The sequence below is a fragment of the Vogesella fluminis genome (assembly GCF_014652335.1).
In the GTDB taxonomy this organism is placed as follows: domain Bacteria; phylum Pseudomonadota; class Gammaproteobacteria; order Burkholderiales; family Chromobacteriaceae; genus Vogesella; species Vogesella fluminis.
Window position 1 is genome coordinate 1 of the sequence record NZ_BMYP01000007.1, and the last position, 18,192, is coordinate 18,192.

At 64.3% G+C, this 18,192-nt stretch carries 19 protein-coding genes; 14 read left to right on the forward strand and 5 right to left on the reverse strand.

Translation table 11 applies throughout. From position 1 onward, the window contains the following. Positions 1–214, reverse strand: a 214-nt coding sequence (locus IE083_RS03635) for an alpha-crystallin domain-containing protein (protein WP_506016859.1), incomplete at its 3' end; no start/stop codon positions are given. A 264-nt stretch (positions 215–478) separates the two neighbouring features. Continuing rightward, positions 479–1,132: a GntR family transcriptional regulator gene (locus tag IE083_RS03640; protein ID WP_189352273.1), complete on the reverse strand. Its 654-nt coding sequence runs from the start codon at positions 1,130–1,132 to the stop codon at positions 479–481. Positions 1,133–1,423: 291 nt separating this feature from the next. Between IE083_RS03640 and IE083_RS03645 the strand changes: the two genes are divergently transcribed. Continuing rightward, on the forward strand, positions 1,424–2,761 hold the full coding sequence (locus IE083_RS03645) for a glutamine synthetase family protein (RefSeq protein ID WP_189352274.1): 1,338 nt from the start codon (positions 1,424–1,426) through the stop codon (positions 2,759–2,761). An 80-nt stretch (positions 2,762–2,841) separates the two neighbouring features. Further along, positions 2,842–4,200 (forward strand): aspartate aminotransferase family protein, encoded by a 1,359-nt coding sequence (locus IE083_RS03650; protein WP_189352275.1) that lies wholly within the window; start codon positions 2,842–2,844, stop codon positions 4,198–4,200. Positions 4,201–4,295: 95 nt separating this feature from the next. Here IE083_RS03650 and IE083_RS03655 read toward each other — a convergent pair whose 3' ends face one another. Continuing rightward, complete coding sequence (locus IE083_RS03655) at positions 4,296–4,670, reverse strand: hypothetical protein (protein ID WP_189352276.1); 375 nt, start codon at positions 4,668–4,670, stop codon at positions 4,296–4,298. Positions 4,671–5,178: 508 nt separating this feature from the next. Between IE083_RS03655 and IE083_RS03660 the strand changes: the two genes are divergently transcribed. The 12 genes from IE083_RS03660 to IE083_RS03715 all read left to right on the forward strand — a co-directional run bounded on the left by IE083_RS03660 (position 5,179) and on the right by IE083_RS03715 (position 16,924). Then, a complete protein-coding gene (locus tag IE083_RS03660; protein ID WP_189352277.1) occupies positions 5,179–5,994 on the forward strand; it encodes a basic amino acid ABC transporter substrate-binding protein in 816 nt (271 codons plus the stop codon). Between the two features lie 67 nt (positions 5,995–6,061). Then, a complete protein-coding gene (locus IE083_RS03665) occupies positions 6,062–6,805 on the forward strand; it encodes an amino acid ABC transporter permease (protein ID WP_189352278.1) in 744 nt (247 codons plus the stop codon). Between the two features lie 117 nt (positions 6,806–6,922). Further along, a complete protein-coding gene (gyrA, locus tag IE083_RS03670; protein ID WP_189352279.1) occupies positions 6,923–9,580 on the forward strand; it encodes a DNA gyrase subunit A in 2,658 nt (885 codons plus the stop codon). Then, entirely contained in the window at positions 9,577–10,047 is a 471-nt protein-coding gene (locus IE083_RS03675; RefSeq protein ID WP_189352280.1) for a PaaI family thioesterase, read from the forward strand. Before gyrA ends, IE083_RS03675 begins: the two co-directional genes overlap by 4 nt. Beyond that, positions 10,044–10,490, forward strand: coding sequence for a PaaI family thioesterase (locus tag IE083_RS03680; protein WP_047966320.1), 447 nt, complete (start codon positions 10,044–10,046; stop codon positions 10,488–10,490). Before IE083_RS03675 ends, IE083_RS03680 begins: the two co-directional genes overlap by 4 nt. 25 nt (positions 10,491–10,515) lie before the next feature. Next, positions 10,516–11,601 carry a 3-phosphoserine/phosphohydroxythreonine transaminase gene (serC, locus tag IE083_RS03685; RefSeq protein WP_189352281.1) on the forward strand — a complete coding sequence of 362 codons (1,086 nt, stop codon included), beginning with the start codon at positions 10,516–10,518 and terminating at the stop codon, positions 11,599–11,601. A gap of 141 nt (positions 11,602–11,742) precedes the next feature. Then, on the forward strand, positions 11,743–12,960 hold the full coding sequence (locus tag IE083_RS03690; RefSeq protein ID WP_229799587.1) for an MFS transporter: 1,218 nt from the start codon (positions 11,743–11,745) through the stop codon (positions 12,958–12,960). Between the two features lie 120 nt (positions 12,961–13,080). After that, entirely contained in the window at positions 13,081–13,671 is a 591-nt protein-coding gene (locus IE083_RS03695; protein WP_189352282.1) for an O-methyltransferase, read from the forward strand. Positions 13,672–13,674: 3 nt separating this feature from the next. After that, positions 13,675–14,748 (forward strand): prephenate dehydratase, encoded by a 1,074-nt coding sequence (gene pheA, locus IE083_RS03700; protein WP_189352283.1) that lies wholly within the window; start codon positions 13,675–13,677, stop codon positions 14,746–14,748. 47 nt (positions 14,749–14,795) lie between these two features. Further along, positions 14,796–15,383 (forward strand): LOG family protein, encoded by a 588-nt coding sequence (locus tag IE083_RS03705; protein ID WP_189352284.1) that lies wholly within the window; start codon positions 14,796–14,798, stop codon positions 15,381–15,383. Positions 15,384–15,432: 49 nt separating this feature from the next. After that, a complete protein-coding gene (gene aroF, locus IE083_RS03710; RefSeq protein ID WP_189352285.1) occupies positions 15,433–16,452 on the forward strand; it encodes a 3-deoxy-7-phosphoheptulonate synthase in 1,020 nt (339 codons plus the stop codon). A gap of 10 nt (positions 16,453–16,462) precedes the next feature. Then, positions 16,463–16,924 carry an OsmC family protein gene (locus tag IE083_RS03715; RefSeq protein WP_189352286.1) on the forward strand — a complete coding sequence of 154 codons (462 nt, stop codon included), beginning with the start codon at positions 16,463–16,465 and terminating at the stop codon, positions 16,922–16,924. Between the two features lie 48 nt (positions 16,925–16,972). Here the strand turns inward: IE083_RS03715 and IE083_RS03720 are convergent, their stop codons facing one another. Together IE083_RS03720 and IE083_RS03725 are read right to left on the reverse strand one after the other, a co-directional pair. Further along, entirely contained in the window at positions 16,973–17,536 is a 564-nt protein-coding gene (locus tag IE083_RS03720; RefSeq protein WP_189352287.1) for a hypothetical protein, read from the reverse strand. Next, positions 17,533–18,171, reverse strand: a complete 639-nt coding sequence (locus IE083_RS03725) for a DUF484 family protein (RefSeq protein ID WP_189352288.1) — start codon at positions 18,169–18,171, stop codon at positions 17,533–17,535. Before IE083_RS03725 ends, IE083_RS03720 begins: the two co-directional genes overlap by 4 nt. Positions 18,172–18,192: the final 21 nt, after the last annotated feature.

Sequence of the window (18,192 nt, forward strand, 5' to 3'; positions counted from 1 at the left end):
TCAGCTGGGCGCCCTCGATTTCGACGTGGATGTCGTCCTTGGAGACGCCGGGCAGCTCGGCCAGCACGGTGAAACCGGTGTCGGTTTCCTTGACGTCGAGCTTGATCTGCGATGGCAGCGCATCGCCGTGCAGGGGCTTGATGAAGAAGCCGTGGCCGCTGAAGTCGCGGAACAGGTCGTCAAACAGGGTGCTGCGGGAAGGAAGCAGGCTCATCGTACTCTCCTTGGATAATCAGATGCTTAGGGCGGCCGAGGTGGCTGCTCACCCACGGTATAGTGCCCGTTGGCGCAAACGACAAGGAGGGCTGGCCGGCCGGCTTGATCTGGCGCAAGCGCCGCCGCCGGCCACGGCAAATACGGTGCTTAGCGCCGCTAACAAAACCACGCAGCGCACCTGAGACTAGGCGCGCCGACGCAGACAGTACACGTAGTACGGCAAGGAGGCGCAACGCAGGATCAGGGGTTTTGTTCGTGGCTCTCAGCCGGGGCGGCAGCTGAGGCGCAGGTAGCTGCCGGCGGTGCGCAAATCCTGCTCGATAGCGCGGTGCACCGCGTCGGCGTCGCCGGCCTGCAGCGCGTCCAGCAGCGCGTGGTGGGCGTCGTTCATGGTCTTCCACACAGCCAGATCCTGATGCAGCTGGTTGGAGATCGGGCCGACGTGCAGCCACACCGTCTCGATCAGCGACAGCAGCAGCGGCGAACCGCTGGCGCGGTACAGCTGCAGGTGGAACAGCTCGTTGGCGTCGAGGTAGCCCTTGATGTCGTCCGCGGCGATGGCGCTGTCCATGGCGTGGCACAGCTGCAGCAACTGCTCGCGCTCCGTTGCGGCCAACCTTTGCGCACCGCGGAAGGCGGCTTCGCCTTCCAGCAGGATGCGGTTTTCCAGGATGTCGTCGAACTGGGTCTCCGTCAGCTGTGGCACCTGCACGCCGCAGTTGGGGATGTTGAGCAGCGCCTTTTCGGCAGCCAACCTTTGCAGTGCGGCGCGCACCGGCATCTGGCTGACGCCCAGCTCCTCGGCCAGCTGGCGGATCTTCAGCCGCTCGCCCGGCAGCCATCGCCCCAGCATCAGCCAGTGGCGCAGCGTGTCGTAGGTCTCGTCTTGCAGGGTGGAGGCGGTGCTGGTTTTCATGGTGCGCAGTCAGGACAAATTGGCGGCAAGCATAGCAGAAGGCGGCTGTGGCCTGGGTGCGGGTCCGATGTCGCCGTTCTGGCGCAGGGTTGGCCGCAAGGGTGCGGCCTTTTTTGTGGCTACTGCAAATATTTGATCAAATGTTGACATGGATATTTGATCAAATTTACGATGCGCGGCATGAGCTGCGTTTTACTGCGGCGTTCCTGGCCGTCATGGCGATGAGCGAAGCGGGCAAGAACGGCGGGGGACAGGCTACAAATAATCGGGACAGCCCGCAGGAGAACGACCATGAACGAGCAACTGGCCGCGTTTATACGCGAGCACAACATTCACGAAGTGGAGTGCGTGATACCGGACATGACCGGCATGGCGCGCGGCAAGATCGTGCCCAAGGGGCTGTTTCTGGCCGAGGACACCATGAAAATGTCGAAGGCGGTGCTGACCATCACCGTCAACGGCGAATTTGCCGAGTTCGAGCGTTTTGCTGGCGCCAACGACCCGGACATGGTGTGCCGCCCGGACCCGTCCACCATTCGCCTGGTGCCGTGGGCGATCGAGCCGGTGGCGGTGGTGATTCACGACTGCGAGGATTTCGATGGCCGCCCGGTGGGCATCTCGCCACGCGCGGTGCTGCGCAAGGTGCTAAAGCTGTACGAAAACCGCGGCTGGCGCCCGGTGGTGGCGCCAGAGATGGAGTTCTACCTGATCCGCCAGAACAACAACCCGCATGAGCCGCTGCGCCCGCCATCCGGCCGCGCCGGCCGCTCCGAGGTTGGCCGCCAGTCGTTCTCCATCGACGCGGTAAATGATTTCGACCCCTTCTTTCAGGAGCTGTCCGCCTTCTGCGAGGCGGCCAAGCTGAATGTGGAAACGCTGATCCACGAAGTGGGTGCCTGCCAGATGGAGATCAACTTCAGCCACGGCGACGCCATGGCGCTGGCCGACCAGGTATTCCTGTTCAAGCGCGCGGTGCGTGAAACCGCCTACCGTCACAATATCTTCGCCACTTTCATGGCCAAGCCGATGGAGGGCGAACCGGGCAGCGCCATGCACATCCACCAGAGCATCGTGCACAGCGAAAGTGGCGACAACATCTTCTCCAACGCCGATGGTAGTGCCAGCGAGCTGTTCTTCCACCACATCGGCGGCATGCAGAAATACCTGCCGCAGGCGATGCCGATGCTGGCGCCGTATGTGAACAGCTACCGCCGCCTGAGCCGCCACACCGCCGCGCCGATCAACGTGCGCTGGGGCTACGACAACCGCACCTGCGGCATCCGCATTCCGCCGTCCGGCCCCGCCGCGCGCCGGCTGGAAAACCGCGTACCCGGCGTGGACGTGAACCCCTATCTGGCAATGGCCGCCACCCTGGCCTGCGGCTACCTGGGCATGGTGAACAAGATCGAGCCTTCCGCGCCGATGAACGACAGTGCCTACGACCTGGACTACGAGCTGCCGCGCAGCCTGGAAGACGCGGTGGAGCTGATGCAGGACTGCCCGGAGCTGGCCGAGATCCTGGGCGAGGAGTTCGTGCAGGCGTTCTGCGCGGTGAAGGAGAAGGAATTCGAAACCTTCAATCGCGGCATTACCGCCTGGGAGCGCGAGCACCTGCAACTGCACGTATAACGCGACCATATGCCAGGCATCCGGCGCGCGGCCAACGTTGGCCGCCGCCGCAACAGATCTAGAAAGACAAGGAGACACCCATGACCACCCGCCACGGCATCGACTGGGACAAGGCCCAGGCGCTGTACCACGCCGAACGCAATGCATTCATCGGCCGCATGCCACGCTCGCGCGAACTGTCGTCGCGCGCCGCCGGCCACCTGTTGTTCGGCGTGCCGCTGCACTGGATGAACGACTGGTCCACACCGTTTTCGCTGTACGTGGCAGCCGCGCAGGGCGCGCGCTTCACCGACGCCGACGGCCACGACTACGTGGATTTCTGCCTCGGCGACACCGGCGCCATGTTCGGCCACAGCCCCAAGCCGGTAGCCGAGGCCATCGCCCGCCAGGCGCAGCGCGGCTACACCGCCATGCTGCCCAGCGAGGACGGCGTGTGGGTGGCGCAGGAGCTGGCGCGCCGCTTCGGCCTACCGTACTGGCAGTTCGCGCTGTCGGCATCGGACGCCAACCGCTTTGCCATCCGCTGGGCACGGGCGATTACCAAGCGCAGCAAGGTACTGATCTTCAACGGCTGCTACCACGGCACGGTGGACGATGTATTCGTTGATCTGGTGGACGGCCAGCCGCAGACCCGCGACAGCCTGCTGGGCCAGGTGTACGACATCACCCAACACACCCGCAGCGTGGAGTTCAACGACCTGGCGGCGCTGGAAGCCGCGCTGCAGGATGGCGAGGTAGCCTGCCTGCTGGCCGAGCCGGCGATGACCAATATCGGCATGGTGCTGCCGCAGCCGGGCTTCTGGCAGACGGCGCAGGCGCTGTGCCAGCGTTACGGCACGCTGCTGCTGATCGACGAAACCCACACCATTAGCAGCGGCCCCGGCGGCTACACCCGCGCCCACGGCCTGCAGCCGGACCTGTTCGTGGTCGGCAAGCCGGTGGCCGGCGGCGTGCCGTGCGCGGTGTACGGCTTCAGCGCCGAAGTGGCCTGCCGCGCCGAAGATGCCAAGCGCAGCGCGCCACCCGGCCATAGCGGCATCGGTACCACGCTCACCGCCAATCTGCTGGCGATGGCGGCGATGCGCGCCAATCTGGCCGAGGTGATGACCGACAGCGCTTACCAGTACATGTTCGGGCTGGCGGAAAGGTTGGCCGCAGGCTTGCGTGGCGTGATCGCGCAGCACGGGCTACCGTGGTGCGTGACACAGATCGGCGCGCGTACCGAGTTCCAGTTCACCGCCATGCCACCTGTCAACGGCAGCGAGGCGGACAAGATTCTGGACGGCGAGCTGGAGCACATCGTGCACCTGTTCCTGCTCAACCGCGGCCTGCTGATCACCCCGTTCCACAACATGATCCTGGTGTGCCCGGACACCACCGCGGCGGATGTGGATCGGCTGGTGGCGGCATTCGGCGACTTCGTGCGGCAGGTGTGTTGAGCGCGCGGCACACACTGGGGCAGCTTGGCGCGGATGGCGCGAAATGAAAATGGCCCGCCTGTTGGCGGGCCGTCTGTCTGCTATTTCCGGTCGGCTCAGTGTGCCGGTTGCCTGTGACGACGCACCTTGGCGCTGCTTTTGTTGCGCTTGGCTTTGGCGACGCGGCCGCGCTTGCCGCTGGCGGTCAATGCGGTTTTGCGTGCCTTGCGCTGCTTGAGGGTTTGCTTGCTGCCGGTACGGCTGGCCTTGGTCTTTGCGTGGGTGCCGCGTTTGGCGGTGTTCGCGGCCGCTTTCTGGCGCTTGCGGGCGGCGAGGCTGCGCTGGCCGGTGCCGGCCTTGCGGCTGCTGAGCACCTTGCCGGCCTTGGTGCGTTTGCTCACCGCACGCTGGCGGATTGCGGCTTTTTTGCTGATGCGCGCCACCTTGTTGCTGCGCACGCTCTGCTTGCCGTCATGCAACTGCTTGCGCACCTTGCCGGTACGTTTCGCGGCGGTCGCCAGTTTTGACTGGCGTGATGCTTTCCTGCCTGCCGACAGGGCTTTGCCGTGCTTGCCGCGGCGTAATCCGGCCCTGTCGCGATGGGGCTGGGCTTGCCGCTTGCGGGCGCTATCTTCAGTGCGGGGCGCAGATTCAGGCTGAATATTGCGCACAGGCACGTCATTTGCCTTGTTGCTGCCACCAGTGGCAGGGAGTGTCTTGCTGGCGGGTTTGCCTTGGCGTGGCGGCTGGAAGTCGCCCGGCAGCGGGGCGTCTTCGCCGGTGGCAAAACTGTTGCCGGCGCAAATCAGCATGATGGCACCAAGTGCTGCAGCGCAAAAACGGGACAATGGCATGGTCGGTAATGTCGTTGGCTAAATGGGATCCATGAAAATAACCGGCTGCGGTGCGTTGTGGCACCGGAACGGGCTTGTTATATTAACACGCGCACCGTATCCAGAGGACGAACGGTCAAGACAAGGGTCAACGGAGATTACAAGCATGAAGAACATGAGAAGAACGCTGCTTGCGGGGATGTTGTTGTCCGCTTTTGCCGTAGTGGGTTGCGGCAAGAAAGCGGAAGAGCCGGCTGCATCGGCGGCCAGCGAGGCGGCACCGGCAGTGGCGCAGGCCGCCGAATATGTGGTGGGCACCGACGCCAGCTACGCACCATTCGAATTCCAGAACGACCAGAGCCAGATCGTCGGCTTCGATGTCGAGGTGCTGAGTGCGGTAGCGGACAAGGGCGGTTTCAAGGTCAAGTTCGTCAATACGCCGTGGGAAGGCATGTTCGCCACCCTGACACAGGGCGACCGCGACATCCTGTCATCGGCGATCACCATCACCGACGAGCGCAAGCAGAGCATGGATTTTTCCGAGCCATACTTTGAGGCGCGCCAGCTGATCGCGGTCGGCAAGGCTGTGACCGGTGTGAAGACCTTCCAGGATCTGAAGAGCAAGAAGGTGGCGGTGCAGACCGGCACCACCGGCGACGAAGTGGTGCAGAAGCTGTTGGGCAAGACCAGCTCCAGCATCAAGCGCTTCGAGAGCATGCCGCTGGCGCTGAAAGAGCTGGAAACCGGCGGTGTCGACGCGGCGGTGGGTGACAACGGCGTGGTGATCAACTACGTGAAGAACAACCCGCAGCACGGCATGGCCACGGTGGAAGACCTGCAGAGCTTCGCGCCGGAATATTATGGCTTTGCAGTGAAGAAGGGTAATCAGGAGTTACTGGACAAGATCAATACCGGCATCAAGGCAATCAAGGCCGACGGTACCTACGATCAGATCTTCAACAAGTATTTTGGCACCAAGTAATCAATTGGCTGCATGAAGAACCGGGCCCGCCTCGAGCCGGCCCGGTTTTTTTGCAGGGGGAAGCAATATGGATTTTCGCTGGGGAATGATCGTCGACTACGCACCACTGTTCGTGGAAGGCGTGCAAATGACGATCATCATTACGCTGGTGGCGGTAGTATTCGGCACCCTGATCGGCCTGTTCATGGGCATGGCGCGGCTGGCGGATGCGCCGCACGGGCTTGGCCGCTATCTTGTGCGCTATCTGGTGCGCATGCCGGCGGGTGCCTACGTGACCTTTTTCCGAGGCACGCCCTTGTTCGTGCAAATCCTGCTGGTGCACTTTGCGCTGATGCCGCTGCTGATCCACCCGGTGGACGGTCTGGTGATCAATGGCGATATCGCCCGTGACATCCGTCAGAATTACGGCGCCTTCATTTCCGGCCTGCTGGCACTGACGCTGAATGCCGGCGCCTACATCACCGAGATCTTCCGTGCCGGCATCCAGTCCATCGACAAGGGGCAGATGGAGGCCGCGCGTTCGCTGGGGCTCTCCTACGGCCAGACCATGAAGTTCGTGATCGTGCCGCAGGCGTTCCGCCGCATGCTGCCGCCGCTGGGCAACGAGGCGATCATGCTGCTGAAAGACAGCTCGCTGGTGTCGGCGATTGGTCTGGCGGAGCTGGCGTTCGCCGCGCGCACCGTGGCCGGGGTGTACTCGCGCTACTGGGAACCGTATCTGACCATTTCCTTCATCTATCTGGCATTGACGATGTTGATGGCGTGGGGGATTTCCCGTCTGGAGAAAAAGCTGCAGATCGGCGCGCGCTGAGCGTTTCCTGCTGCTTGGTAAAAAGGCCGCGACAGCGGCCTTTTTGCTTGTCTGGCGGGCGTCTTGGTGTCATTTCGTGTTAGAATATCGAATATTTTGCCATGATTACGGATTTCCATGACCGACCAGCTTTTTGCCAAGGAAACACTCCCGATTAGCCTGGAAGAGGAGATGCGCCGTTCCTATCTCGATTACGCGATGAGCGTGATCGTCGGCCGCGCCCTTCCTGATGTCCGAGATGGCCTCAAGCCCGTGCATCGCCGGGTGCTGTACGCCATGCATGAGCTTTCCAACGACTGGAACCGTGCCTACAAGAAATCGGCGCGTATTGTCGGCGACGTGATCGGTAAGTATCACCCGCACGGCGATACCGCGGTGTACGACACCATCGTGCGTCTGGCGCAGGATTTCTCGCTGCGCTACCCGCTGGTGGACGGTCAGGGCAACTTCGGCTCCATCGACGGCGACAACGCCGCCGCGATGCGTTACACCGAAATCCGCATGGCGCGCATCGCGCACGAACTGCTGGCCGACCTCGACAAGGAAACCGTCGATTTCGGCCCCAACTACGACGGCTCCGAGCAGGAACCGCTGATCATGCCGACGCGCATCCCGAACCTGCTGATCAACGGCAGCTCCGGCATCGCGGTGGGCATGGCCACCAATATCCCGCCGCACAACCTGACCGAAGTGGTCGACGCTTGCCTGGCGCTGCTGGCCAACAGCGAGCTGACCATCGACGAGCTGATCGACATCATCCCGGCGCCGGACTTCCCGACCGCCGGCATCATCTACGGTACCGCCGGCATCAAGGAGGCATATCGCACCGGTCGCGGCCGCGCCATCATGCGCGCCCGTGTGCACTTCGAGGACATCGGCAAGGGTGACCGTCAGGCCATCATCGTCGACGAGATCCCGTACCAGGTGAACAAGTCGCGCCTTCTGGAGCGCATCAGCGAGCTGGTGCGCGAGAAGCAGATCGAAGGCATTTCCGACCTGCGCGACGAGTCGGACAAGTCCGGCATGCGCGTGGTGATCGAGCTCAAGCGCGGCGAAATGCCGGAGGTGGTGCTCAACCACCTGTACAAGCTGACCCAGCTGCAGGACAGCTTCGGCATCAACATGGTGGCACTGGTCGACGGCCAGCCGCGCCTGTTGAACCTGAAGCAGATCATCGACGAATTCCTGCGCCACCGCCGCGAAGTGGTGACGCGCCGTACCATTTTCGAATTGCGCAAGGCCCGCGAACGCGGCCACATCCTCGAAGGTCTGGCGGTGGCACTGTCCAACGTCGACGAGATCATCGCGCTGATCAAGGCCTCCGAAGCCCCGCCGCAGGCCAAGGCCGCGCTGATGGGTCGCGCCTGGCGCTCGGAGCTGGTGGAAGGCATGCTGTCGCGCGTCGACCAGAGCTACGCCCGTCCGGATGGCCTGGCGGCCGAGTACGGTCTGCACGGCGACGGCTACCGCCTGTCCGAAGTGCAGGCCCAGGCGATTCTGGACCTGCGCCTGCAGCGCCTGACCGGGCTGGAGCAGGACAAGATCGTCGGCGAATACCGCGAGATCATGGACACCATCCTGGACCTGATCGACATCTTGGCGCGTCCGGAACGCATCAACCAGATCATCCATGACGAGCTGACCGCAGTGAAACTGCAGTACGGCGACAAGCGCCGCTCCGAGATCGAACCGTTCGGCGGCGACATCAATATCGAAGACCTGATCACGCCGCAGGAAATGGTGGTAACCCTGTCGCACACCGGCTACCTGAAGGCGCAGCCGGTCGACGACTACCAGTCGCAGCGCCGGGGCGGCCGCGGCAAGCAGGCGGCGGCGACCAAGGACGACGACTTCATCAACACGCTGTTCGTGGCCAATACCCACGACTACGTGCTGTGCTACTCCTCGTTCGGCCGCTGCTACTGGATCAAGGTCTACGACATGCCGCAGGGCGGCCGTACCAGTCGCGGCAAGCCGATCGTCAACGTGCTGCCACTGGCGGAAGGCGAGAAGATCAACGCCATGCTGCCGGTGAAGGCGTTTACCGGCAACGAGGCCGAGCTGGACGACGACATCGAGGTCAGCGACAAGGTCAAGGGCCCGTTCGTGTTCATGTGTACAGCCAACGGCACCGTGAAGAAGACGCCACTGGAAGCGTTCTCGCGTCCGCGCGCGGCCGGCATCATCGCCGTCAAGCTGGACGAGGGCGACAAGCTGGTCGGTGTGGCGCTGACCAGCGGCAACGACCAGATCATGCTGTTCTCCAATGCCGGCAAGGCGGTGCGCTTCGACGAGAGCGATGTGCGTGCCATGGGCCGTAACGCCACCGGTGTGCGCGGCATGGCGCTGGGCGAAGGCCAGCAGGTGATTTCGCTGCTGGTGGCCAACAGCGACGAGCAGCAGGTGCTGACCGCCAGCGACGGCGGCTACGGCAAGCGTACCCGTGTCGGCGAGTTCCGCCACACCAGCCGCGGCACCCAGGGCGTGATCGCCATGGACCTGACCGACAAGACCGGCCTGGCGCTGGTGACCGCCAGCTTGGTGGAAGACAGCGACGACGTGATGCTGATCACCACCGGTGGTGTGCTGATCCGTACCAAGGTCGACCAGGTGCGCGAAACCGGCCGCTCGGCGCAGGGCGTGCGCCTGATCAACCTGGACGACGGCGAGAAGCTGATCTGCCTGGTGAAGGTGGCCGAAAGCGAAGACGACGCCGCGGAAGAGGGCGACGAGGCTGCGGCCAACCTTGAGGCGGGCGAGGGCGCGGCAGAATGACGGAGCAGGCACCGGCCAACGAAAAGCTGCTGGCAACGGCGGGCGCGCTGTTCGTGTCCTTCCCGCACTGCGTGACGCTGGGCATGCAATACCTCGGCAGCGTTGGCCGCAAGCCGACGCTGAAGGTGGACTGGCGCGACGATCTGGTCGGCAATCCGGCCAGTGGCGTGCTGCATGGCGGGGTGATCACCTCCATCGTCGACACCTGCAGCGCCATCGCGGTGATCGCGCACATGACCGAGCTGGAAACCATTGCCACGCTGGACCTGCGCATCGACTACCTGAAGGCGGCCACGCCGGGCAAGGCCATCTACTGCACCGCCGAGTGCTACCGGCTGGCCAGCCAGATCGCGTTCACCCGTGCCGTGTGCTACCACGACAGCCCGGATGACCCGATCGCCCACGGCGTCGCTACCTTCATGCGCGACTCCAACCCGAAACCGATGCTGGCGGAGGGCGCGGCATGAGCCAGTTCATGGAAACCTTTCTCGCGCTACGCGACGAGAAGCGCTTCGCCGACATCATCGCCGCGGTGCCGTACGCCCGGCTGATGGGCGTGGCGTGCGGCGAAGACGAGAACGGCGAGCTGCTGTTCTCGCTGCCGTTCGCCGAGCGCAACGTCGGCAACACCACGCTGCCGGCGCTGCATGGCGGCCTGATCGGCGGCTTTCTGGAGAATGCAGCCTTGCTGCACCTGATGTGGAACCGCGAGTCGCTGGAAGCGCCCAAGATCGTGGACTTCTCGCTGGATTACCTGCGCTCCGGCAAGGCCACCACGCTGTATGCGCAGTGCGAAATCACCAAGCAGGGCAAGCGCGTGGCGCACGTGCTGATCGAGGCCTGGCAGGAAGATCGCCGCAAGCCGGTCGCTGTCGCCCGTGCGCACTTCCTGCTCAGCACTCCTTCCTGATTTTGACGAGAAATAGAGGATAGTCATGGCCAAGGTGTACAACTTCTCAGCCGGTCCTGCCGTATTGCCCCACGAAGTGCTGGCAACCGCCCAGGCGGAAATGCTGGACTGGCACGGCTCCGGCATGTGCGTGATGGAAATGAGCCATCGCGGCAAGGAGTTCATGGAGATCATCCACGATGCCGAGCAGGATCTGCGCGCATTGATGGCGATCCCGGCCGGTTACAAGGTGCTGTTCCTGCAAGGCGGTGCCTCGCAGCAATTCTCCATGGTGCCGCTGAACCTGGCACCGGTGGATGGCCATATCGACGTGCTGGATACCGGCCACTGGTCGAAGCTGGCGGTCAAGGAGGCACGCCGCTATACCGGCGTCAACGTGGTGGCCAGCAGCAGCGACAGCAACTACGCCGTGGTGCCGGATGTCGCCAGCTGGCAGCGCACGCCGGATGCCGCCTACTTCCACTACACCTCCAACGAGACCATCGGCGGCCTGCAGTGTCCGTTCGTGCCGGAAGTGGGCGATACCCCTTTGGTGTGCGACATGTCGTCCGACTTCCTGTCGCACGAAGTGGACGTGTCCAAATTCGGCCTAATCTACGCCGGCGCACAGAAGAACATCGGCCCGTCCGGCCTGACCGTGGTCATCGTGCGCGAAGACCTGCTCGGTCATGCCCAGGCGCAGACGCCGACCATGCTCGACTACCGCGTGCACGCCGACGCCGACTCGATGTACAATACCCCGGCCACCTATCCGATCTACATCGCCGGCCTGGTGTTCAAGTGGCTGAAGACGCGGGGCGGCATCAAGGGCATGCAGGCGCGCAACGACGAAAAAGCCGGCTTGCTCTACCACATGATCGACAGCAGCAACGGCTTCTACTTCAGCCATGTGCAGGCGCCGTACCGCTCGAAGATGAACGTGGTGTTCCGCCTGAAGGACGAAGCGCTGGAAGACGTGTTCCTGTCCGAGGCGAAAAAGAACGGCCTGATGCAGCTCAAGGGCCATCGCTCGGTCGGCGGCATGCGCGCCTCGATCTACAACGCGATGCCGATCGAAGGCGTGAAGGCGCTGGTGCACTTCATGGAAGACTTCGCCCGCCAGCACGGCTGAGCGACAAGGTTGGCCGCAACGCAAAACCCGTCTCCGGACGGGTTTTTTCATTGTTCGCGATCCGGATCAGTGTTTTTGCCGTGACGACTGGTCGCTGCCGCCTTAAGCACGCATCATGTCGTTCTTGCCCCGGAGTTTTCCATGACAGCCAACCGTCCCCTGATGTTCCTGTTGCTTGCCGCCGGCACCGTGGTCACCCTCAGCATGGGTATCCGCCACGGCTTCGGTTTTTTCCTGCCGCCGATGACGCAGTCCTTCGGCTGGACCCGTGAAACCTTTGCCTTCGCGCTGGGGTTGCAGAACCTGGTGTGGGGGCTGGCGCAGCCGTTTTCCGGGGCGCTGGCCGACCGGCACGGCCCCGGGCGCGTGCTGCTGGCCGGTGGCGTGTTGTACGCGGCCGGGCTGGCGCTGATGACACTGTCCAGCAGCGGGGTGCTGCTTTCCGGTTCCGCCGGCGTGCTGATCGGCCTTGCCCTGTCGTGTACCACCTATAGCGTGGTGTTCTCGGTGATCGTGCGGGCGGTGGCGCCGGAATTTCGCTCCCGCGCCATGGGGCTGACGGCGGCGGCCGGCTCTTTCGGCCAGTTCATCATGGTGCCGATCGAGCGCGGCCTGATCGACGGTCTGGGCTGGATGCCGGCGCTGTTGGTGCTGGCGGTCACCGCCGGCTTGCTGCTGCCGCTGGCGGCACCGCTGGAAAAGGCCTACCGCCGGGCGCCGGCGCTGCCGGTCTTGCAGGGCAGCATGCTGCGCGGTATGCGCGACACTTTCGCCATGGCCTGGCAGCAGCGCTCGTTCCGCCTGCTGATGGCCGGCTATTTTGTCTGCGGTTTCCAGGTGGTGTTCGTCGGCGTGCACCTGCCAGCCTATCTGCGCGATCACGGCCTGTCCGGCGAGGTGGCCAGTCTGGCGCTGGCGCTGATCGGCTTGTTCAATATCGGCGGTACCTACGTCGCCGGTCACCTTGGCAGCAGCCGGCCCAAGCCGATGCTGCTGGCCGGGATCTACCTCCTGCGCAGCATCGTGGTCACCGCCTTTATCCTGGCGCCGCTGACGCCGTGGTCGGTGGCGCTGTTTGCCGCCGCCATGGGCTTCCTGTGGCTGTCGACGGTGCCGCTGACCAATGGCGTGCTGGTCAGCCTGTTCGGCGTGCGCCACCTGGGCATGCTGTCGGGCGCGGTATTCTTCTCGCATCAGGTCGGCAGCTTCCTCGGGGTGTGGCTGGGCGGGCTGCTGTATGATCGTACCGGCAGCTACGACGTGGTGTGGTGGCTGACTGTGCTGCTGGGCCTGCTGGCGGCTGCGGCCAACCTTCCGGTGCGCGAGCAGCCGGTGCCGGCGGTAGCGACTCAGTCATGAGCTGGTTGGCGGCGGCGTGTGGCATGCTGGTGCTGGCGGCGGGGTTGTGGGCGTACCTGCGCCCCGATTTCGTGGTCGATGCGGCAAACCTGATTGCCGCCTGTTTCTGAAAGGGATGACATGTTGACTGGGGAGCGGCTGGCTCGGCTGCAGCAATTGTGGGAAGGCAACGAGGCGCACGACCGCCATGCGGCCGCGCGTGCCGAGAAGCGGCTGACCATTACGCCGCAGACCGGGCGTTTCCTGTACCAGCTGTCACGTACCCGCCGTGCGCGCATCACCCTCGAAATCGGCACCTCCAGCGGCTATTCCACGCTGTGGCTGGCGCTGGCGGCGCAGGCGCACAAGGGGCAGGTGGTGTCGGTCGATCATTCCGCGCACAAGATCGCACTGGCGCACGCCAACCTGCAGGCATTCGCGCTGGAGCCGGTGGTAACGCTGCACACCGACGATGCGTTCGCGGTGCTGGCCAATACCGCCGACGAATCGGTCGATCTGCTGTTTCTCGACGCCGACCGGCAGCGTTATCCCGGTTACTGGCCGGAGATCACGCGCATCCTGGCGCCCGGTGCCTTGCTGGTGATGGACAACGCCTTGTCCCATGTCGAAGAATGTGCGCCTTTTGTACAAGCAGTGCTTGCTACGCGTGGCTATCTCGCGGAAACTTACCCCATCGGAAAAGGCCAGTTTGTCATACTGAAAGACTTGTAAATCGTGTCGGAACAACAGCTCAAGCAACACCGCGATGCCATCGACCGCATCGACATCGAGATTCTCCACCTTCTCAACCAGCGCGCCCAGCACGCCCGTGAAATCGGCGAGATCAAGGGGGGCGGCATCATCTACCGTCCGGAGCGCGAGGCGCAGGTGCTGCGCCGCATCAAGGAGCAGAACCCCGGGCCACTGCCCGGCGAATCCGTGGCACGCCTGTTCCGCGAGATCATGTCGGAATGCCTGGCGCTGGAAAAGCCGCTGTCCATTGCCTATCTCGGCCCGGAGGGCACCTTCAGCCAGCTGGCGACGCTGAAGCACTTCGGCCATGCCGCACGCACCGTCGCCTGTTCCTCCATCGACGAAGCCTTCCGGCTGGTGGAAGCGCGGGCGCTGGATTACGTGGTGGCGCCGGTGGAAAATTCCACCGAGGGCGCGGTTGGCCGCACGCTGGACCTGATGGTCAGCACGCCGCTGAAGGTGTGTGGCGAAGTGGTGCTGCGCATTCACCACCATCTGCTGCGCAATAGCGCCGGCATCGACGGCATCCGCCGCGTCTACGCCCACGCCCAGGCGCTGGCACAGTGTCACGAATGGCTGAACAAGAACCTGCCGGCCGATGTCGAGCGGGTGTCGGTGGCCAGCAATGCCGAGGCGGCAAGGTTGGCCGCAGAGGATGGCAGCTGTGCCGCGATCGCCGGCCAGGCGGCGGCGGAACGTTTCAATCTGCTGAAACTGGCGGAAAACATCGAGGACGAGCCGAACAACACCACCCGCTTCCTGGTGCTGGGGCATCAGGATGTCGGCCAGACCGGCCAGGACAAGACCTCGCTGATCGTGTCGGCGCCGAACCGTCCCGGCGCGGTGCACTACCTGCTGGCACCGATTGCCGACAACGGCGTGTCGATGACCAAGTTCGAATCGCGGCCATCGCGCGCCGGGCTGTGGGATTACGTGTTCTTCATCGACGTCGAAGGCCACCACGACGACCCGAATGTCGCCAGGGCGCTGCAAGGGCTGATGGAGCGCACCTCCTTCGTCAAGGTACTCGGCGCCTACCCGCAAGCCGTTCTCTGAAATATTGCCAGGCCGGCATTGCGCCGGCCGTTGATGGATGACCTTCCATGACTATCCAGTCTGTTTGCCTGTTTTGTGGTTCCAACAAGGGCACGCGCGCCGCTTACGAGCAGGCGGCGGTCGAGCTGGGTCGGACGCTGGCGCAGCGTGACATCGCGCTGGTGTACGGTGGCGGCAACGTCGGCCTGATGGGGGCGGCCGCGGATGCGGCACTGGCCGCCGGTGGCCGCGTGATCGGCGTGATTCCGGGCTTTCTGCGCGAGAAGGAACTGGCGCACCAGGGCCTGTCCGAGCTGCATGTCACGCAAACCATGCACGAGCGCAAGGCGCTGATGGAAGACCTGTCCGGCGGCTTTGTCGCCTTGCCCGGCGGCTTCGGCACCTACGACGAGCTGTTCGAGATGCTGACCTGGGGCCAGCTGTCGGTGCACAGCAAGCCGATCGGGCTGCTGAATGTGGACGGCTTCTTCGACCCACTACTGGCGATGATCCGCCACGGCGTGGCCGAGGGCTTTGTCGCGGAAGGCAATCTGCAGCTGTTCGTGGTGGCGGCAACCATCGACGAGCTGCTGGTCAGGATGAACGCCTACCGGCCGGCACCGGTCAACAAGTGGTTGTCGCACGACCGCATCTGAGTTTGTCGCCGGCCTCGCCGGCTTTTCTGTTTATACGGGGACGGTTTTCATGATTATCGTGATGTCGCCAGCCGCCAGTGCGCAAAGCATTGACGACGTGATCGGCAAGATCCGTGCGGCGGGCTTGAGCGAGCACGTCTCGCGCGGCACCGAGCGCACCATTATCGGCGCCGTCGGCGACGAGCGCTCGCTGCAGCCGAGCATGTTCGAGATGATGCCGGGCGTGGAGCGCGCACTGCGGGTATTGAAGGACTATCGCATCGTGTCGCGCGAGGTGCAGCCGGACAATACGGTGGTGCACGTGCGCGGGCTGGCCATCGGCGGCGCGGCGGTGCAGATTATCGCCGGGCCGTGCGCGGTGGAGACCGCGCCGCAGATGCAGCAGGCGGCCAGGCTGGTGCGCGAGGGTGGTGCCCGCCTGCTGCGCGCAGGCGCCTTCAAGCCGCGCACCAGCCCGTACAGATTCCAGGGGCTGGGCGTGGCCGGACTGGACTATCTGCAGGAGGCGGCGCAGCAGCAGGGGCTGCCGGTGGTGTCGGAACTGATGGACATCCGCCTGCTGGATACCTTCCTCGAGTACGACATCGACGTGATCGAGATCGGCGCGCGCAATATGCAGAATACCAACCTGCTGAAAGAGGTTGGCCGCATCAACAAGCCGGTGATCCTCAAGCGCGGCCTGTCGGCGACGGTCAGCGAGTGGCTGATGGCCTCCGAGTACATTGCCATCGGTGGCAACCACAACATCATCTTTTGCGAGCGCGGCGTGCGCAGCTTCGATCCGGCGGCGCGCAACACGCTGGACGTGACCGCGATTCCGCTGCTGAAGCGCGAGACGCACCTGCCGGTGATCGTCGATCCCAGTCATGCCGGTGGCAAGGCCTGGCTGGTGCCGGCGCTGTCGTGCGCGGCGCTGGCGGCGGGCGCCGACGGCCTGATGCTGGAGGTGCATCCGGATCCGGCGCAGGCGTGGTGTGACGGTGACCAGGCGCTGGATGGCGCGGCGTTTGGCAGTCTGATGGCGCAGCTGCGCCCGTTGGCCCAGGTGCTGGGCCGCAGCTTGGCATAAGGGGGGCGTGATGAGTGACCAAGAGCAGGAAATCGTAAGGCTGACCCAGATCGACAACTACCGCTTCGACAATCGCTTCGAGGGCGGGGACTACCGGCTGCTGACCGACGAGCCGGCGCCGCTGGGCGACAATAGCGGGCCGTCACCTGCGCAATTGCTGGTGGCCGCGGCGGCCAACTGTCTGTGTGCCAGCCTGTTGTTCTCGTCGCGTAAGTACCACCTCGATGTCGCGCCGCTGTCGTGCGAGGCGGTGGCCACCGTCAGCCGCAACGAGCGCAAGCGGCTGCGGGTGACGCGCATCGATGTCACGCTGCAGTGTGGCAAGCCGCTGCAGGGGCAGCCCAATCTGGAGCGGCTGCTGGGCAGCTTCGAGGATTTTTGCACCGTGTCGCAGAGCATCGGCCAGAGCATCACCATCGCGCTGACGGTGCTGGATCCGGACGGCACGGTACTGAAGTCGCCCGCCGTCTGAATGGCGAGCCAACAAAAAACCGGATGGTCACCATCCGGTTTTTTGCATTTACAGGTAGCGCAGGAACAGCGGCACCAGGATCTCGGCGATCCAGCCCAGCAGCAGTGGCGGCACCAGCAGCGCGAACAGGATGCCCCACCATGGCGTGCGCTGTTGCGGCCGGCTGATGGCGAGCAGGGTGCGGTACAGCGCGTAGCCGGTAAGGGCGACAAACGGCGGCAGCGTGGCCAGTGCCTGCAGCGGGCGTCCGGCCAGCAGCGGGTTGAGCAGCAGCATGCCGGCCAGCAGGCAGGTCTGGCTGAGGAAGTAGCTGCCCATGTTCAGCGGCAGCCCGCGCAACAGTATGCCGGAGCGGCGGAATTCGCCGCAGCCAAGCAGCGCCAGTGCGCCGGCCAGCCCCAGCCACAGATAGGCGTAGAGCAGCGGTAGCCACACCGGCACCAGCGCCAGCGACGGCAGGTACAGCCGGAAAAAGACGGCGCTGATGACGTAGGCCGACACCACGGCCAGTACGGCGGTCATGCTGTCGCTGGCGATCAGCCGCCACAGCGCGTGCAGCAGGTACAGCAGCAGTGGCGACAGCAGGATCAGGCTGGGGAGGGAGGGTGTCATGCCGCGGCCAACACCCGTTGCAGCGCCACGGCGATCAGCTCGCCCATCTGCGCCAGGTAATGGGTCTGCATGTCCTGCGAGAAGCGCTGGCTGTCCTCGCTGCCCAGTACCAGCAGGCCGAAGGCCTCACCCTGCTGGCGCAGCGCGATGGTGGCGAAGGATTGCAGTACCGGCTGGGTCGGGAACCAGCTCAGGATCTCGTCGTTGACGTAAGGGCCGCAGTACGGTGCGCACAGGTTGCCGGCCAGCAGGCGGATGTCCTGCTTGGCGTTGTAGAACGGGCTGGGGTTGGCCGCATCGTGCCACAGCCGCAGCGCCACGCGCTGCAGGCCGAACTGCTTGTCGAAGGTATGCACGATGGCGTCGGCAGCCTGTTCCAGGGTGTCGGCCTGCATCAGCGCCAGGCTCAGCTGGTGACAGCGCGACAGGATCAGGTCGTTCTGCTCGCCGTGCCGGACCAGCTGCACCAGTCGTGCCTCCAGCTGGCGGTTCTGGTCTTTTATCTCCAGCAGCTGGCGCTCGGCGAAGGACACCACCACGCGATCGTGGCTGCTTTTCAGGCCGAAGCGCGGTGCGTGCTGGTTGAGGAAGTCAGGATGGGCATCAAGAAAGGCAAGAACATCGTCGTTTTGCACGCTGCGACTCCGCTGTCAGGT

What these genes read in the sequence shown, in the direction of transcription:
- IE083_RS03680 (WP_047966320.1), top strand. Translation starts at nt 10,044, where the DNA reads ATGAGCCAGTTCATGGAAACCTTTCTCGCGCTACGCGACGAGAAGCGC.
- IE083_RS03705 (WP_189352284.1), top strand. Translation starts at nt 14,796, where the DNA reads ATGACTATCCAGTCTGTTTGCCTGTTTTGTGGTTCCAACAAGGGCACG.
- IE083_RS03695 (WP_189352282.1), top strand. Translation starts at nt 13,081, where the DNA reads ATGTTGACTGGGGAGCGGCTGGCTCGGCTGCAGCAATTGTGGGAAGGC.
- IE083_RS03645 (WP_189352274.1), top strand. Translation starts at nt 1,424, where the DNA reads ATGAACGAGCAACTGGCCGCGTTTATACGCGAGCACAACATTCACGAA.
- IE083_RS03640 (WP_189352273.1), bottom strand. Translation starts at nt 1,132, where the DNA reads ATGAAAACCAGCACCGCCTCCACCCTGCAAGACGAGACCTACGACACG.
- IE083_RS03690 (WP_229799587.1), top strand. Translation starts at nt 11,743, where the DNA reads ATGACAGCCAACCGTCCCCTGATGTTCCTGTTGCTTGCCGCCGGCACC.
- IE083_RS03650 (WP_189352275.1), top strand. Translation starts at nt 2,842, where the DNA reads ATGACCACCCGCCACGGCATCGACTGGGACAAGGCCCAGGCGCTGTAC.
- serC (WP_189352281.1), top strand. Translation starts at nt 10,516, where the DNA reads ATGGCCAAGGTGTACAACTTCTCAGCCGGTCCTGCCGTATTGCCCCAC.
- IE083_RS03675 (WP_189352280.1), top strand. Translation starts at nt 9,577, where the DNA reads ATGACGGAGCAGGCACCGGCCAACGAAAAGCTGCTGGCAACGGCGGGC.
- aroF (WP_189352285.1), top strand. Translation starts at nt 15,433, where the DNA reads ATGATTATCGTGATGTCGCCAGCCGCCAGTGCGCAAAGCATTGACGAC.
- IE083_RS03665 (WP_189352278.1), top strand. Translation starts at nt 6,062, where the DNA reads ATGGATTTTCGCTGGGGAATGATCGTCGACTACGCACCACTGTTCGTG.
- IE083_RS03720 (WP_189352287.1), bottom strand. Translation starts at nt 17,536, where the DNA reads ATGACACCCTCCCTCCCCAGCCTGATCCTGCTGTCGCCACTGCTGCTG.
- IE083_RS03715 (WP_189352286.1), top strand. Translation starts at nt 16,463, where the DNA reads ATGAGTGACCAAGAGCAGGAAATCGTAAGGCTGACCCAGATCGACAAC.
- gyrA (WP_189352279.1), top strand. Translation starts at nt 6,923, where the DNA reads ATGACCGACCAGCTTTTTGCCAAGGAAACACTCCCGATTAGCCTGGAA.
- IE083_RS03660 (WP_189352277.1), top strand. Translation starts at nt 5,179, where the DNA reads ATGAAGAACATGAGAAGAACGCTGCTTGCGGGGATGTTGTTGTCCGCT.